Origin of the sequence: Dankookia sp. P2, from assembly GCF_050632255.1 — a bacterium.
Lineage (GTDB): Bacteria > Pseudomonadota > Alphaproteobacteria > Acetobacterales > Acetobacteraceae > Paracraurococcus.
In genome coordinates, this window is record NZ_CP192581.1 from 1,939,736 (window position 1) to 1,953,416 (window position 13,681).

At 71.9% G+C, this 13,681-nt stretch carries 15 protein-coding genes and 2 pseudogenes; 9 read left to right on the top strand and 8 right to left on the bottom strand.

Annotation, left to right across the window (positions count from 1 at the left end; translation table 11 throughout):
- The first annotated feature begins 9 nt into the window (after positions 1 to 9).
- A complete protein-coding gene (locus tag ACQ86J_RS11500; RefSeq protein WP_431271209.1) occupies positions 10 to 576 on the top strand; it encodes a cupin domain-containing protein in 567 nt (188 codons plus the stop codon).
- Positions 577 to 639: 63 nt separating this feature from the next.
- Positions 640 to 990, top strand: a complete 351-nt coding sequence (locus tag ACQ86J_RS11505) for a hypothetical protein (protein WP_431271210.1) — start codon at positions 640 to 642, stop codon at positions 988 to 990.
- An 8-nt stretch (positions 991 to 998) separates the two neighbouring features.
- Here ACQ86J_RS11505 and ACQ86J_RS11510 read toward each other — a convergent pair whose 3' ends face one another.
- The 3 genes from ACQ86J_RS11510 to ACQ86J_RS11520 are packed head-to-tail and all read right to left on the bottom strand — an operon-like array spanning position 999 to position 2,895.
- On the bottom strand, positions 999 to 1,205 hold the full coding sequence (locus tag ACQ86J_RS11510) for an SDR family oxidoreductase (RefSeq protein ID WP_431272376.1): 207 nt from the start codon (positions 1,203 to 1,205) through the stop codon (positions 999 to 1,001).
- Entirely contained in the window at positions 1,106 to 1,828 is a 723-nt protein-coding gene (locus ACQ86J_RS11515; protein ID WP_431271211.1) for an SDR family NAD(P)-dependent oxidoreductase, read from the bottom strand. The genes ACQ86J_RS11510 and ACQ86J_RS11515 overlap by 100 nt, the downstream gene beginning before the upstream one ends.
- A gap of 5 nt (positions 1,829 to 1,833) precedes the next feature.
- Complete coding sequence (locus ACQ86J_RS11520; RefSeq protein WP_431271212.1) at positions 1,834 to 2,895, bottom strand: alpha/beta fold hydrolase; 1,062 nt, start codon at positions 2,893 to 2,895, stop codon at positions 1,834 to 1,836.
- A gap of 92 nt (positions 2,896 to 2,987) precedes the next feature.
- Between ACQ86J_RS11520 and ACQ86J_RS11525 the strand changes: the two genes are divergently transcribed.
- A complete protein-coding gene (locus ACQ86J_RS11525; protein ID WP_431271213.1) occupies positions 2,988 to 4,133 on the top strand; it encodes a CaiB/BaiF CoA transferase family protein in 1,146 nt (381 codons plus the stop codon).
- Here the strand turns inward: ACQ86J_RS11525 and ACQ86J_RS11530 are convergent.
- Together ACQ86J_RS11530 and ACQ86J_RS11535 are read right to left on the bottom strand one after the other, a co-directional pair.
- Complete coding sequence (locus tag ACQ86J_RS11530) at positions 4,105 to 5,052, bottom strand: Bug family tripartite tricarboxylate transporter substrate binding protein (RefSeq protein ID WP_431271214.1); 948 nt, start codon at positions 5,050 to 5,052, stop codon at positions 4,105 to 4,107. The two genes, ACQ86J_RS11525 and ACQ86J_RS11530, sit on opposite strands and share 29 nt — an antisense overlap.
- Entirely contained in the window at positions 5,052 to 6,119 is a 1,068-nt protein-coding gene (locus ACQ86J_RS11535; protein ID WP_431271215.1) for a TauD/TfdA family dioxygenase, read from the bottom strand. Before ACQ86J_RS11535 ends, ACQ86J_RS11530 begins: the two co-directional genes overlap by 1 nt.
- Before the next feature lie 248 nt (positions 6,120 to 6,367).
- Between ACQ86J_RS11535 and ACQ86J_RS11540 the strand changes: the two are divergent.
- The 6 genes and pseudogenes from ACQ86J_RS11540 to ACQ86J_RS11565 form a co-directional block, all read left to right on the top strand.
- A pseudogene (locus ACQ86J_RS11540) lies at positions 6,368 to 6,649 on the top strand (class II aldolase/adducin family protein); the annotation flags it as partial.
- Positions 6,650 to 6,773: 124 nt separating this feature from the next.
- A complete protein-coding gene (locus ACQ86J_RS11545; protein ID WP_431272377.1) occupies positions 6,774 to 7,028 on the top strand; it encodes a class II aldolase/adducin family protein in 255 nt (84 codons plus the stop codon).
- Positions 7,029 to 7,033: 5 nt separating this feature from the next.
- On the top strand, positions 7,034 to 7,990 hold the full coding sequence (locus tag ACQ86J_RS11550) for a Bug family tripartite tricarboxylate transporter substrate binding protein (protein WP_431271216.1): 957 nt from the start codon (positions 7,034 to 7,036) through the stop codon (positions 7,988 to 7,990).
- Between the two features lie 82 nt (positions 7,991 to 8,072).
- Positions 8,073 to 8,723: pseudogene (locus tag ACQ86J_RS11555) on the top strand (thiamine pyrophosphate-binding protein); the annotation flags it as partial.
- Between the two features lie 79 nt (positions 8,724 to 8,802).
- The gene (locus ACQ86J_RS11560) at positions 8,803 to 9,687 is read left to right on the top strand and encodes a thiamine pyrophosphate-dependent enzyme (RefSeq protein ID WP_431271217.1); all 885 of its coding nucleotides are present in this window, start codon (positions 8,803 to 8,805) and stop codon (positions 9,685 to 9,687) included.
- 1 nt (position 9,688) lies between these two features.
- Positions 9,689 to 10,672, top strand: coding sequence for a tripartite tricarboxylate transporter substrate binding protein (locus ACQ86J_RS11565; RefSeq protein ID WP_431271218.1), 984 nt, complete (start codon positions 9,689 to 9,691; stop codon positions 10,670 to 10,672).
- Here ACQ86J_RS11565 and ACQ86J_RS11570 read toward each other — a convergent pair whose 3' ends face one another.
- The 3 genes from ACQ86J_RS11570 to ACQ86J_RS11580 all read right to left on the bottom strand — a co-directional run bounded on the left by ACQ86J_RS11570 (position 10,673) and on the right by ACQ86J_RS11580 (position 12,991).
- Positions 10,673 to 10,981: a non-heme iron oxygenase ferredoxin subunit gene (locus tag ACQ86J_RS11570; protein WP_431271219.1), complete on the bottom strand. Its 309-nt coding sequence runs from the start codon at positions 10,979 to 10,981 to the stop codon at positions 10,673 to 10,675.
- 59 nt (positions 10,982 to 11,040) lie between these two features.
- On the bottom strand, positions 11,041 to 11,922 hold the full coding sequence (locus ACQ86J_RS11575; RefSeq protein ID WP_431271220.1) for an MBL fold metallo-hydrolase: 882 nt from the start codon (positions 11,920 to 11,922) through the stop codon (positions 11,041 to 11,043).
- Positions 11,923 to 12,004: 82 nt separating this feature from the next.
- A complete protein-coding gene (locus tag ACQ86J_RS11580) occupies positions 12,005 to 12,991 on the bottom strand; it encodes a threonine dehydratase (RefSeq protein ID WP_431271221.1) in 987 nt (328 codons plus the stop codon).
- Between the last annotated feature and the right edge of the window lie 690 nt (positions 12,992 to 13,681).

The window sequence follows — 13,681 nt, forward strand, 5'->3', positions numbered from 1 at the left end:
GAGGCAGGCATGGCGGAGCCGATGAAGCTGGCGGCGGAGGGTGTCGCGCCGACGCAGTTCGAAATACCCGGGTCGCGCGGCGACTTCCGCATCCAGATCCTGAACGAGGACACCTCGCGCGGCGTCGTCACCAGCATCGTCCACATCCCGCCCGGCGGCTTCATCCCGGCGCATTTCCACGAGGCGGGGCCGGAGATGCACTATGTCCTGTCCGGCGACCTGATCGAGCGCGGCGAGACGCTGGCGCCGGGCGCCTTCCTGACCCAGGCGGCCGGTGTGGTGCACGGCCCACATGAGAGCCAGGGCGGCTGCCAGGTGCTGACGGTGCAGTCCTGGCAGTCCCGCGACGGCAAGTTCGACTTCCACATCGCCGAGGGCGAGGCAGCACCCTCCGGCCAGCAGGCGCAGGCGCAGCCGCAGGGCAGCCAGCAGGACCTGCAGGCCCGCGCCCCGGCCGGCGAGGGCGGCGAGACCGGAGCGGCCATCGCCAGCGAGGGCCTGCCGGGCCAGGACGACGGCGGCAAGCCCGCCGCGCGGAAGGCGACGGAGGAGAGCCTCGGCCGCGGCTACGGCTGACCCCCGCCCTCCGGCGCGGCGCAGCACGGCGCAGAGCCGGGAGAAGGACAGCCAGAATGCGCCGTGCCCCGGCACATCCTCCGCCACGGCGCCTTGCCGCGGCTCGCCGCGGCGCAGCAGGCCGAGCCGCGCTTCGAACCGGCCGCGCATGTTCTCAAGGAAGGCGTCGCTGCCGCCGAGATACTGCTCGAGCAGCCCGGCGGCGATCTCGATCTCGAGGCCCGGCCGCCCGGCCAGGGTGAAGCGCTTCAGCGCCCGGCTGTCCTGCGCCAGCGCGAGGTGCAGCCGGTGCAGATCCGCCAGATGCCGCGCGATTTGCAGCCGGGTCTCACGGGCCTCCTCGGCCAAGGTATCGGTGTCCGTCATCCTCCATGCGCCTTCTCCGGGCCATCGAGGATGCGGCGCCGGCACTGAAGCCGCGGTTAACGTCCCTGCCCCGCGCGATGGGCGGCCCAGTCGGCATCGCTCCAGTCGAGCATCGCGTCGCTGCCCGAGCGCGCGCCGCCGAGGTAGCGCTTGCCGCCGTCGATCACCACCGCCTCCCCGGTGATGTACGCGGCCATGTCGGAGACGAGGAAGGCGGCGAGCTCGGCAAGCTCGGCATGCTCGCCGACGCGGCGCAGCGGGATGCCCCGCTCCACGGCGCCCATGCCTTCGGTCCTGAGCCGCGCAGTGGCATCGGGGTGGGGAAATTGCCCGGTGCGATCGCCACCAGGCGGATGCCCTTCGGTCCCCATTCCACCGCCAGCGATTTCGTCATCGCCAGCACGCCGGCCTTGGCCATGGCGGAAGGCAGGGTGAAGGCGCCGCCCTGCAGCGCCGAGAGCGTCAGGATCGACAGCACCGTGCCGCCCCGCCCCGCCTCGATCCAGCGCCGTCCGGCGCCCAGCGTGCACCAGGTGCTGCCCTTCAGCACGATGTCGAGCACCGCATCGACGGCGCGCGGCGAGAGTCGGTGCGACTGCGCCAGGAGATTGCCCGCCGCATTGTTGACCAGCACGTCGAGCGGCGCGCGTGCCCATATTCGGTCCAGCATCGCCTCCACTGCAGCATGGTCGCGCACGTCGCAGCGCTCGGCCGCCACGGCGGGGCCGAGCTCGGCCGCCGCCGCGGCCAGCACCTCCGCCCGCCTGCCGCAGATGGTCACCCGCGCGCCGAGTTCGACGAAGCGCCGCGCCATGCTGCGGCCGAGCCCGGTGCCGCCGCCGGTGACGAGGATGTGGCGACCGGCCAGCGTGTCGGCGCTGAGCATGCGCGTCAGCCCCCCAGCACCACCTGGCCCGGCCGCGGCTCTCCCGCGAAGGCCGCGGCGATGTGGTCGCGCACCTCCGGGATGCGGCGGTAGTACTGGTGGGTGAAGTCGATCTCCTGCTCCGCCACGCGGTCCTGCACGCCGCTGCAGTCGACGAGGCAGAAGCGGTCCGCCGGCAGGGCGGCAGCGTCCGGCGGTCCCTTCTCGCCCAGCCGCTGGATGCTGTTCACCGCCTCGCTCACCATGAGGATCTGGTCCTCCGCGCTGACATAGACGCTGGTGCGGTCGGCAAGCCGCGGCATCTGCTCCAGCCAGGGCGGCGCATGGCCGGCGAAGGCGAAGTCGCTGTCGGCGGCGGCCAGCACCGCCTGGTCGAAGCGCATCTCCGGATTCTGCCCGCTGGTGTTCCAGCCGGCGAAGGCGCCTTCCAGCGCGACATGCCCCATGCTGTGCGCCAGCAGGAAGACCTTGCGGCCCTGGGCGCGGACCTGCCGCACCAGCGGCGCCAGCCGGTCGAGCGTCCGCGCCAGGTCGCGGCCGGAGCTGCGGGCATTGCTCTGGTCCAGCTTGTAGCGGTTGGCCAGCGGGCTGCGCAGCTTCCGGCTCAGCGCGAAGCCGAGCAGCGAGAGCAGCACGGTGGCGGCACCGGGGACGACGTCCTGGCCGTCCACGACGCGGCCCGCGGAGGGCCAGGTGAAGGCGATGACGGTGCAGTCGGCGCCCGGCACGCCGGAGGCGGCGAACCATTCGCGGTTGAAGGCGGCGCGGGTGATCGCGTCCGCGAAGCTGTTGGCGAAGCCATGCACGAAGAACAGCAGGTTCTTGCCGCTGCCGAGGATGTCGGCCAGCGTCGTGGCGCTGAACATGTCCGCCGTCACGTCGGCGACCTCCTCGACCTGCCGCTGCCCGAGCGTCGCCGGGTCGGGCGTGGTGTTGGTGACGAAGGCGACGCCGCAGGACAGCGCCCGGCTTTCCATGCCGACCATCAGCGGGCCGAAAGCCTCCGCCGGCTGCGCCCCGGCCGGGCCGGGCGCCCGGTTGGTGACGAAATAGACGCTGGTGCGCATGCTGCCCTCCCCTGCCGGTGGCGCGCGGCGGCTTGACCGCCCTTGCCGCCGGGGCGAGCCTGCCACGAAACATCCGGAAGGAATACGCGCCCATGTTGCCGCTGCAAGGCGTGAAGGTGCTCGAGATCGGCCAGAATCTGGCAGGTCCTTATGCCAGCGAGATCCTCGGGATGCTCGGCGCCGAGGTGGTGAAGATCGAGCGCCCGGAGGGGGACGACGCGCGGGGCTGGGGCCCGCCCTTCCATGCCGGCATCGCCTGCAGCTTCCATGCGGTGAACCGCAACAAGCGCAGCGTCGCGCTCGACCTGCGCGACCCCGCGGGGCTGGCCTGGCTGCGCGACTTCATGACCACGCAGGACATCTTCATCCAGAACATGCGGCCGGGCTCGCTGGAGGGGTTCGGCCTGGGCGCCGAGGCGCTGCGGGCGCTGAATCCCCGGCTGATCTACTGCTCGCTGCATGCCTTCGGCGCCAAGGGCCCGCTGGCCATGCGGCCGGGCTACGAGCCGATCATGCAGGCCTTCGCCGGCATGTTCAGCGTCAACGGCTCGGCCGAGGCGCCGCCGGCGCGCGTGGGGATGCAGGTGCTCGACCTCGGCACTGGGGTCTGGGCGGCGCTGGGGTGCCTCGCCGCGCTGCAGCTGCGCGGACATACGGGCGCCGGCTGCATCGTCGATACCTCGCTGTTCGAGACGGGGCTGGGCTGGATGGCGCAGCATTTCGCCGGCTTCAACGAAAGCGGCCGGCAGCCGCCGCGCCACCGCAGCGGCAACCCGAAGCTGATCGTCTTCCAGGCTTTCGACACGCAGGATGGCGAGATCGTGGTAGCCGCGGCCAACGACCGGCTCTTCGCCAGATCCGCGATGGTGCTCGGCCATCCCGAATGGGGCAGCGACCCGCGATTCAGGACCAATGCCGACCGCATCGCCCACCGCGAGATCCTGCTGCCGCTGTTGGAAGCGGAGATGCTGAAGCGGACGAGCGAGGACTGGAGCGAGGCGCTGGAGGCTGCCGGCATTCCCTGCTCGCCGATCCATGACCTGGCCGCGGTGAAGGCGCATCCGCAGACCCAGGCGCTCGGCATCATGCAGCCGATGCCGGGCTATGCGCTGGAAGGCGTCGCGCTGCCGGTCTCCTTCGACGGCGACCGGCCGCCGATCCGCACCGGCGCGCCGGCACTGGGCGAGGCGAATGCCGAGCTCGGCGCGCCTATTCCGGCTCGATCCCGGCCAGCCTGACGAAGCGGGCCCACTTCTCCCGCTCGATCCGCACGAGCTCCGCGATGCGCGGCAGGTCGAGCGCTTCCGGCACGAAGCCGAATTCGACCAGCCGGCCGCGGGCCGGTTCGGCCAGGATGGCGGCGTTGACCAGCGCGTTCAGCCGCTGCGCCACCTCCGCCGGCGTTGCGGCCGGCACGGCGATGCCGAGGAAGCCGGTGAGGACGAAGTCGGGCCAGGTCTCCGACAGCGCGGGCAGGTCGGGCCAGCGGTCCCAGCGGCCCTGCCGGGTGATCGCCAGCGCGCGCAGCTGGCCTTGCCGCAGGTATGCGTCGCCCGCCGTGGTATCGACGAAGATCAGGTCGAGCCTTCCGGCCAGCAGGTCGGCAAAGGCGGCGCCGATGGTGCGGTAGGGCACGCCTTGCAGCCGCGTCCCGGCCATGACGTTGAGCAACTCCCCCGGCACGCGGGAGGAGGCATTGAAATGGCCGAAATAGACGCCGTCCGGCTTCGCCTTGGCCGCGGCAACCAGCGCCGCCACGTCGCGCCACGGACTGTCCGGCCGCACCAGCAGGTAGGACCCGTTCGAGCCGAAGAAGCCGACCGTGGTGAAGTCGCGCTCGGGATCGTAGGGCAGGTCGCGCACGGTGCTCGGGTTGGCGGAATGCGTGCTGGTGGTGGCCAGCAGCAAGGTATAGCCGTCCGCGGTCGCCTGCCTCACCGCCATGGTGCCGATGACGCCATTGGCGCCGGGGCGGTTGTCCACCACCACGGGCTGTCCCGTGGTGTCCTCGATGTATTTCGCCACGAGCCGCGCGGTGATGTCGCCGGAGCCGCCGGGGGCGAAGGGCACGATGATGCGCAGCGGCCGGGCGGGAAAACCCTCGGCCCGCGCCGCGAGCGGCCCCAGCGCCGCGGCGAGGAGCGTCCGCCGCCGCATCAGGACGCTTGCTGGGCCGATCCACGCCGCGGCTGCGCCGCGGCGACCGGACCAGCCGGCAGCACCGCCGTCTCTGGTGCAAGGCGGGCAGGAATGCCGTCATGCTCGCCGAATTCCGGCGCGAGCGGCCGGCGCTGGTCGAAGCTCAGCCAGAGCCGCACCATTAGCCGGCGCTGCGCCGGCTCCTCCCAGTCCTCGAACTCGGTGCGGGAATGGGTCGTGACGTAGTTGTTGCAGAACTGCATGTCGCCGGGCTCGAGCATCATGTCGAGCCGCATGTCCTCCCGCGCCGAGAGCATCGACATCAGCTTCAACGCCTCCCGCTCGGCCGCGGTCAGCGGCACGCCGCGACGCTCGGCGCCGGTCTCGATCGGGTTGCGGATGAAGCGGCAGGAGAGCGCGCCCTGGTGCCGGCTGAAGACCGGGATCGGCCGCGGCGTCACGCCATTCGGGTTGTCCGCCGCCTCGCGCTCGGAATAGTGGAAGCCACGGTAGAGGATCGGCAGAAGGTCCGGCCGGGTCCGCAGGATCTCGTTGTGCACCGCCATGGTGCTGACCACCGAGGACAGCCCGCCCTGCTTCGCCCGCCGCTGGCAGAGCAGCCCGACCAAGTCGCAGCGGTCGGTGTGGAAGTCGAGCCGCGCCTTGGTCTGGTACCCCCGGGTATTGGCCGAGCCATAGGTGCGGCCCTGGTCGAAGACATGCCCCAGCATCTCGCCATGCGAGTTCTGCGAGACCGCGGTGCCGAGATGCGTCCCTAGGCCCCAGAAGATCGCTTCCCGCTCCGCCTCGTCGAACTGCCCGGCCGGCAGCCCGCGCACCACGAAGAAGCCGCGGCCGCTGCGGGCTTCCGCCAGCCAGGCTGCAAGGCGCGGGGCGAGGACGGGCAGCGGGAAGTCGGCACGGGTGATGGCGGTGGTCGGGATGCCCCGCGCCTGCACGCGGCGGAGCGCGGCGGCGAGGTCCTCGACCTCGGCCGGCGCGAGGGTGCCGATCCAGGCGGGATCGCTGGCAATCTCCGCGCCGCGCCAGGCGCTGGCATCGGTAACGGGGGCATAATCGCTCATGCTGCGGCTTCCAGGCGTTTCCTGGCCCGAACCTTCCGCCCGAACCCGCCCCCGCGCAACACCCCTTCAAGCCGGGCGGGAAGGCTGGTTGAATGGCGGCAACGAAGCTCGAGGAGTGTCCGAGGATGACGTCCCATGCCGCGCTGCGGATCGCCCCGATCCGCGCCTCCGTCTCGGACGCCGAATGGCAGGCGCGGCTCGACCTCGCCGCCTGCTACCGGCTGTGTGAGGGCTACGGCATGTCGGACATGATCTACACCCATATCACCGCGCGGGTGCCGGACAGCCCGGGGCATTTCCTGATCAACCCGAACGGCATGCTGTTCGGCGAGATCACCGCCTCCTCCCTGCTCAAGGTCAGCGTGGACGGCGACATCCTCTACAAGCCCGACCTGCCCTACGGCCTGCATCCCGCCGGCTTCACCATCCACAGCGCCATCTACCGGGCACGGCCGGATGCGATGGCAGCGATGCATACCCACACCATCGCGGGGATGGCGGTCTCCTCGCTCAAATGCGGGCTGCTGCCGCTGACCCAGACGGCGACACGCTTCTACGGCCGCATCGCCTATCACGAGTTCCGCGGGCCGGAACGCGACCTCGTCCGAGCGCGACGCGCTGGCCAAGACCATCGGTCCGCTGAACTACTGCATCCTGCGCAACCACGGCATGCTGACGCTCGGCGAGAGCGTGCCGGAAGCCTTCACCGCCATGTGGGGGATGGAGCGCGCCTGCCAGGCGCAGCTGCAGGCCATGGCCTGCAACACCGAGCTCAACATGCCCTCGGACGAGGTGGTGGCGAAGTCCTGCGCCATGTACGACGCGCCGAATTCTCGCCGCTACGGGCTGCTGGAATGGTCGGGGCTGCTGCGGAAGCTCGACCTGGTGGATAGCTCCTGGCGGGATTGAGCGCGGTGAGGCGCCGTGCGCTGCTGGCCTCGCCCGCGCTGCTGGCGACGCGCACCCGGGCGGAGGAACCCTGGCCCTCCCGCCCCGTCCGCATCGTCATCCCCTTCGGCGCCGGCGGGCCGATCGACAATGTCGGGCGGCTGCTGGCGGAGTTGCTGCGCGACCGGCTCGGTCAGCCCTTCCTGATCGACAACCGTCCCGGCGCGGGCGGCAGCATCGGCATCCGCACGGTGATCCAGTCGCCGCCGGACGGCACGGCGGTGCTGCTGACCAGCGCCTCGCTCGCCTCCGTCCCCGCCCTCTATCCCGGCCAGGGGCTCGACCCACGCACGGCGCTGACGCCGGTCAGCCTGGTGGCGGACATCCCGACCGCGCTGGTGGTGCGGGCCGATGGCCCCTGGCGCAGCGTGCAGGACATCGTCGCGGCGGCCAGGGCGCGGCCGGCGACGCTGACCTATGGCAGCGGCGGCGCGGGGTCCTCGAACCATCTCTCCGGCGCGCTCTTCGCCTCGGCCGCCGGGGTGAAGCTGGAACACATCTCCTACCGCGGCGCGGCGCCTGCGATGATCGCCCTCTTCGCCGGGGAGATCGACATGGTCTTCGCCTCGACGGTCGAGACGCTGCCGCATGTGCAGGCCGGTCGCGCCCGGCTGCTCGGCGTGGCGACGGAACGCCGCGTGCCGAGCCTGCCGGACACGCCGGCGATCGACGAGATCGTGCCCGGCTATGTCGCGCTGAACTGGTACGCGATCGCCGCGCCGCACGGCCTGCCGGCGCCGATCGTGGAGAAGCTGTCCGCGACGCTCGCCGCGCTACGCGACCTGCCAGAGGTGAAGGCGCGCTTCGCCGCCGCCGGCACGGTGCCGCTGCTGACCGGGCCGGCGGCGCTGGAGCGGCTGCTCGAGAGCGACGTGCCGAAATGGCAGCGGGTGGTAGCGGAAGCCGGCATCCGCGGGGAATAGGGAAGGAAGCCACAGAATGAGCAAGACCGTGGGCCGCGTGCTGGCCGAGAGCCTGATCGCGCATGGCATCGACACCATCTGGATGGTACCGGGCGAAAGCTTCCTCGGCCTGACCGACGCGCTGACCGAGACGCCCGAGGTGCGCCTCATCGTCTGCCGGCACGAGGGCGGGGCCGGCTTCATGGCGGTGGCGGATGGCCGCATGCAGGGCGGCCGGGCCGGCGTGCTGCTGGTCTCGCGCGGGCCCGGCCTGTCCAATGCCATGGTCGCGCTGCACACCGCCTATCACGACGCGACGCCGCTGGTCGTGCTCTGCGGCCAGGTGGAGCGGAAGGATTTCGGCCGGCTGGCGCTGCAGGAGCAGAACTACTCGAAGCTGCTGTCGGACGTGACCAAGGGCGTCATCGAGGTGAACGAGGTGGTGCAAGCGAGCGAATCGATCGCCCGCGCGTTCCATTTGGCCGAGAGCGGCACGCCAGGCCCCGTCGCCGTCATCCTGCCGGAGGACATTTTCGACGAGATGACCGAAGCGCCGCTGGCCAAGCCCCGCCCACGCGTCTTCGGCGGCCCGCGTGCCGAGGATCTCGACCAGCTCGCGGAGATGCTGGCCAGGGCCGAGCGGCCGCTGATCTGGGCCGGCGGGGCGCTGACCAACGCGGATGCGACGACGCTCGACGAGCTGCGCCAGTTGGCGGAGCAATGGGTGCTGCCGGTCTCGCCGACGCATCGCCGGCCGCAGCTCTTCGACGCCGCCCATCCGAACTACGGCGGCTACATGGGCATCCGCGTGCCGAAGCAAGCTGATGGACGAGATGCGGCGCGCCGACCTGCTGGTCGCCATCGGCGAGCGGATCACCGACAGCGTCAGCCAGTCCTATACCTTCCCCACCGCCCCCGACCCGCAGCTGCCGTTGGTCCAGGTCTGGCCGGATGCGAACGAGATCGGCCGCGTCTTCCGGCCCGATCTCGGCATCGCCGCCGAGCCGGCCGCGGTCATCCGCGCGCTGCTGCGGCGTGGCGCGCCGGCGGGCGCGGCGAAGCGCGCCGGCTGGGTCGCCGGGCTGAACGCCATCCACACCAAGCTGATGGCGCCGGACTGGGACAGCATGACGGATGGCGTCAACTTCGCCGCGGTCTGCGTCGAGATCGGCAAGCACCTGGCGCCGGATGCCGCCGTCACCTCGGATGCCGGCAACTTTCTCCTCCTTCATCCATCGCTACATCGGCTTCAGGCCGGGGCAGATTTCCTCTCCTCGGTCGTCGGCGCGATGGGCGCCGGCGTGCCAATGGCGGTCGCCGCGGCGATCCGCCGGCCGGGGAAGCAAGCCGTCGGCTTCTGCGGCGACGGCGGCGCGCTGATGAGCGGCAACGAGATCGCCACCGCCATGCAGTATGGCGCGGCGCCGATCCTCATCGTCTCCGACAACAAGCGCTACGGCACGATCGGCATGCACCATGAGGTGCGCTACCCCAACCGCCCCTACGAGGCCGCGGTGAAGCTCACCAATCCCGACTTCGCCGCCTGGGGCCGCGTCTTCGGCGCAGAGGGCATCACCATCTCGACCGAGGCGGAGGTCGAGGACGCCATCGCCCGCGCCTTCGCGGTGAAGGACCGGCCGGTGGTGGTGCATGTCCATACCAGTGCCGAGCAGATGAGCGCCTGGCGCCGCCGCGGCGCGCCGCGGGTGCACGGGTGATGTGTCGCGCGGGAGGCGCGCGGGCGACACGCCGCGCGCTGCTGGCGGCCGGGCTCGCCGCCCCCTCGCGGCGCGCGCCCAGCCCGCTTCCTGGCTGGACCGGCCGGTGCGCATCGTCGTGCCCTATGCGCCCGGCGGGCCGACCGACATCCTGGCACGGTCGCTGGCCGCGGCGTTGGGCGAGGCCTGGCGGCAGCCCGTGGTGGTGGAGAATCGCCCCGGCGCCGGCAGCGCCATCGGCACCGAGGTCGTGGCGCGCGCCGCGCCCGACGGCACCACCCTGCTGTTCAGCGCGACCGCGCATGTGATGAACCCGGCGTTGATGCCGCATCTGCCCTTCGATGCGGTGCACGACTTCACCGCCATCCTCAACTGCGCCTTCCACCCGATGCTGCTGGTGGTGCATCCCTCGACCGGCATCACCGACCTGCCCGGCTTCATCGCCGCGGCCAAGGCGCGGCCGGGCGGGCTGACCATGGGCTCGGCTGGCGTCGGCAATGCCAGCCACCTGGCCATGGCGCTGTTCGCTTCGGTCGCTGGGATCGAGCTGACGCATGTGCCCTTCAGCGGCGCGGCGCCGGCGCAGGCGGCGGTGCTCGCGGGCCAGGTGCAGGGCGGGTTCTTCAACTCCACCGTCGCCGTGCCGCAGATCCGCGATGGCAGGCTGCGCGGCATCGCCGTGGCCGATGCACGGCGCTGGCGCGAGGTGCCGGACCTGCCGACGCTCGCGGAGCTCGGCTACCCCGGGGCCGAGGCGGGGTCCTGGTACGGCGTGCTCGCCCCGGCAAGGCTGCCGCCGACGCTCATCGCCCGGCTGCATGCCGACATCCTGGCGGCGATGCGCCGGCCCGCGGTGCGGGAGCGGGTGATCGCCGCCGGGCTCGACCCGCTTGAGACCGGGCCGGCCGAGTTCCAGGCGCAACTCGCGGCCGAGGTCGAGAAATGGGGCCGCGTGGTGAAGGCGGCCGGGATCAAGCCGGACTGATCAGGCTTCGACGAAGACCTCGCCCGCCTCAACCTTCACCTTGTAGGTCGCCACCGGCACCTCGGCCGGCTCGTTCAGCGCGGCGCCGGTGCGGATGTCGAAGCAGGCCTGGTGCAGCGGGCATTCCAGCTTGCCCTCCTCGCAATAGCCGTCCGACAGCAGCGCATATTCATGCGTGCAGATGTCGTTCACCGCGAAGATGCCGTCTTCCAGCTTCACGACGGCCACCTGGAGGTCGCCGATGCGGACGGCGAGCGGCATGTTCTCGGCGAGGTCCGCCTCGGCGGCGACGCGGTGCCAGTCTGCCATGGATGCTTCCCCTTTGCTGTACCGGGAATTACCCCGCGGCGGCGCCGCTGTCGAACCGGTCAGGCCGCCGCGACATTCTCGTTCGCCGGGGCGCGCTGGCGTTCCGACCAGGCGGCGAAGGCGACGTATTCCACAGGGTCGTGCGTGCAGAAGACCAGCACCTGGGAATCCGCCTGCCGCGCCAGGGCCCGCACGCGGCGCTGCTGGGCGCGGACCAGCGGGCCGGACCAAGCCATGGCGGCCTCATAGGCCGCGCTGCCCGGCGGGCAATGCGGCGGCTCGGCGAAGATCTCGGCGCGGTTGAAGTAGGTGTCGCCGGCATGCAGCACCCAGCCGCGCGGCGTCTCGATGGCGACGCCGGCATGCCCGGCGGAATGGCCGGGCAGCGGGACGAGCGCGAATTCCTGCGGCAGCCCATCCAGCTTCAGCACCGCATCGAAGCCGTACCAGTCCCCGCCCGGCCGGTCCGGGTAGGTGCGCCAGCGGCGGGTGTCGCCCCATTGCGCCGGGCGGTAGCGAACGCGGCCGAGCACGCCCTGCCGCGCATGTGCCGCCCCCGCCTCGGCCTCCATCAGGTGGACGGTCGCCTGCGGGAAGTCGACCAGCCCGCCGGCATGGTCGAAGTCGAGATGCGTCATGATGATGTGCCGCACGTCGCTCGGATGCAGGCCGAGCCGCTTCATATGCCGCAGCATCGTCCGGTCCGGGTCGTAGCGGAAGCGGAGCAGACTGCTGTTGACGTAAGGCAGCCGGCCGGACGGGCGCAGCATGTCGCGCATGCCGAGCCCGGTATCGACCAGCACCACGCCGTGCCGCGGCGTCTCGATTGCCAGGCAGTGGCAGGTCAGCCGACCGATGGCGCCGGGGCTGACGCCGTCCATCAGCGCGCCGCCGAGCGGCCGCGCCGGCCCGCAATCGAGATGGTGGATGCGCATCGCCATCGCCGGTTCCTCCGTATGAGGAGGCCAACGGGTGGCAGCGGCGCGTGGTTTCAGCCGAACATCCGGCGTTGGCCGGCCCGCTTCACGCCGAAGACCCATGCGGCGCTGCGGCGACCGGGCCCAGCACCCAGTCGCGGAACAGCGCCAGGTCGATGTTGCCGCCGCAGAGGATGACGCCGGCGCGCCGGCCCCGCATCCGCTCCCGCTCCTGCAGCAGCGCCGCCAGCGGCGCGGCGCCCGCCCCTTCCGCCAGGTTGTGGGTGTCCTGCCAGTAGGCGCGGATCGCCGCCGCGACCTCCGCATCCGTCACGGTGACGATGCGCGCGGCGCCGCGCCGGATGATCGCCAGCGCCGCCGGGTCAGGAATGCGCGTCGCCATGCCGTCGGCCAGGGTATGCGCGGTCGGCACCGTCACCACCTTCCCGGCGGCGAAGGAGAGCGCATAGGCCGGCGCCTCGGTGCTCTGCACCCCGACGACCTCGGTCCGCAGGCCGAGCAGGTCGCGCGCCAGGATGCAGCCGCAGATGCCGGATCCGAGGCCGATCGGCACGTAGACCGTCTCCAGCGGTGGCGCGGTGCGAAGGAATTCCAGCGCATAGGTGGCGACGCCGCGGACGAGATCGGGTGCGAAGGAGGGCGCGAATTCCAGCCCCTGCGCCTCGGCCAGTTGCATCGCATGCAACCGCGCCGCGTCGAAATCCTCACCATGCTCGACCAGGGTCGCGCCCTGCGCCCGCATCGCCGCGTTCTTCTCGGCGCTGTTGCCGCGGGGGACCACGATCGTCACAGGCACGCCGTGCCGGGCGCCGGCATAGGCCAGGCTCTGGCCGTGATTGCCGCGCGTGGCGCTGATCACGCCGCGCACATGCGGCCGCTCGCGCTTCAGGCGGTCCATGTAGACCAGGCCGCCACGCACCTTGAAGGCGCCGGTCGGCGTGTGGTTCTCGTGCTTCACCCAGACCTCGGCGCCGCTGCGCGCCGCCAGCAGCGGCCAGGCATAGTGCGGCGTCGGCGGGAAGGCTTGGTGCACCAGCGCGGCAGCGGCCTCGAGCGCAGGCAGGTCGAACATGCGGGCCTCCGGAACGGTGAGTGATGGCGGGCGTTCCCCCTGCCACCCCTCAGTGTAGCGAAAGGACCCCGCATGCCTATCGTGGTGGACAGCAGCCAGTGGACCGGCGAGCACGACGACGCGCCGATGGCCGGCCCCGTGGTCTGGGGCGAATTCGCCGAAGCCGCCGAGATCGATCGCGTTGCCGAGCGGCTGCAGGCGGAAAGCTGGTTCCGTGATTCCTCGCGTCGACGGCGCCGGCCGAGGCGCAGCCCGGCGCGGCCGACAACGAAGGCCAGGTCGACGCGCCGGACGACAATCCGAAGGGCGCCGACCGGCGGAACCTGCGGCAGATTTCGTTGGTATCGGCACGGCCGCGACCTCGATGGCGGCGGCGGGGATCGTGATCGCCACCGGCGGCGCGGCGCTGCCGGCGGTGGCTGCCGCGGCGGCGGCCGGCGGCGCAACGCTCGCGGCCGGCGAGGCGGCGGGGGCGGCGGTGCCGGAGACCGGCACGGGTCGCCAGCCGGAGGGCCAAGCGGCGGGGATGCGTGCCGAAGGCCCGCGCTCGGCATCAGCGCCGGAACGGCTGCATTGCGCGAACAGGCGCAGGCGTTCCTGCAGCAGGCCGGGGCAAAGCGCGTCTGGGTGCAGGAGACTCCGGCAGGCTAGGACAGGTCGCGCGGGCCGGCGCGGTGCGGCGGTTGCGCC

Coding starts and splice junctions, on each gene's coding strand:
- ACQ86J_RS11500 (WP_431271209.1), top strand. CDS start 10: ATGGCGGAGCCGATGAAGCTGGCGGCGGAGGGTGTCGCGCCGACGCAG.
- ACQ86J_RS11515 (WP_431271211.1), bottom strand. CDS start 1,828: ATGCTCAGCGCCGACACGCTGGCCGGTCGCCACATCCTCGTCACCGGC.
- ACQ86J_RS11520 (WP_431271212.1), bottom strand. CDS start 2,895: ATGCGCACCAGCGTCTATTTCGTCACCAACCGGGCGCCCGGCCCGGCC.
- ACQ86J_RS11525 (WP_431271213.1), top strand. CDS start 2,988: ATGTTGCCGCTGCAAGGCGTGAAGGTGCTCGAGATCGGCCAGAATCTG.
- ACQ86J_RS11530 (WP_431271214.1), bottom strand. CDS start 5,052: ATGCGGCGGCGGACGCTCCTCGCCGCGGCGCTGGGGCCGCTCGCGGCG.
- ACQ86J_RS11535 (WP_431271215.1), bottom strand. CDS start 6,119: ATGAGCGATTATGCCCCCGTTACCGATGCCAGCGCCTGGCGCGGCGCG.
- ACQ86J_RS11560 (WP_431271217.1), top strand. CDS start 8,803: ATGCGGCGCGCCGACCTGCTGGTCGCCATCGGCGAGCGGATCACCGAC.
- ACQ86J_RS11570 (WP_431271219.1), bottom strand. CDS start 10,981: ATGGCAGACTGGCACCGCGTCGCCGCCGAGGCGGACCTCGCCGAGAAC.
- ACQ86J_RS11575 (WP_431271220.1), bottom strand. CDS start 11,922: ATGGCGATGCGCATCCACCATCTCGATTGCGGGCCGGCGCGGCCGCTC.
- ACQ86J_RS11580 (WP_431271221.1), bottom strand. CDS start 12,991: ATGTTCGACCTGCCTGCGCTCGAGGCCGCTGCCGCGCTGGTGCACCAA.